The following is a 325-nucleotide window of genomic DNA, read 5'->3' as shown; positions in this document are numbered from 1 at the left end:
CTCCGGCCACCTCACCCGGGCCTTGCCCGCGTTGCGGCTGCAGCGGGCGCAGACATCGGTGCCCGTGGTCCTCGGTCGGCCGCGGGTGGTGTTGCGCGGGCTGAGGCCTGAGGGCTCAGTGGTCATCATCGATGATGCGGGCTCGGCGTGGGCGGGCGGTGCGGTTGAGGTCGACGACGTTGGGGGAGCTGGCGGTCCCGGTCTTGCGGGCCTTTACGTCTGCTGCGGTGACCGTGATGAGGTCCTCCGGGCCGCAGGAGAAGATGTCGCAGATCGCGGAGATGAGCTGCAGTGCGACGCGTTCGGGCTTCTGGTTCACGAGCCG

Annotated in this window: 1 protein-coding gene; it reads right to left on the bottom strand. The window is 69.8% G+C overall.

The annotated features are described in order from the left end of the window. Positions 1-115: 115 nt before the first annotated feature. The coding region (locus HGO92_RS23310) for a helix-turn-helix domain-containing protein (protein ID WP_169999132.1) at positions 116-325 on the bottom strand (210 nt) is incomplete at its 5' end.

Origin of the sequence: Crystallibacter degradans, from assembly GCF_012952295.1 — a bacterium.
In the GTDB taxonomy this organism is placed as follows: Bacteria; Actinomycetota; Actinomycetes; order Actinomycetales; family Micrococcaceae; genus Crystallibacter; species Crystallibacter degradans.
This window is presented reverse-complemented; position numbering and strand designations above follow the sequence as displayed.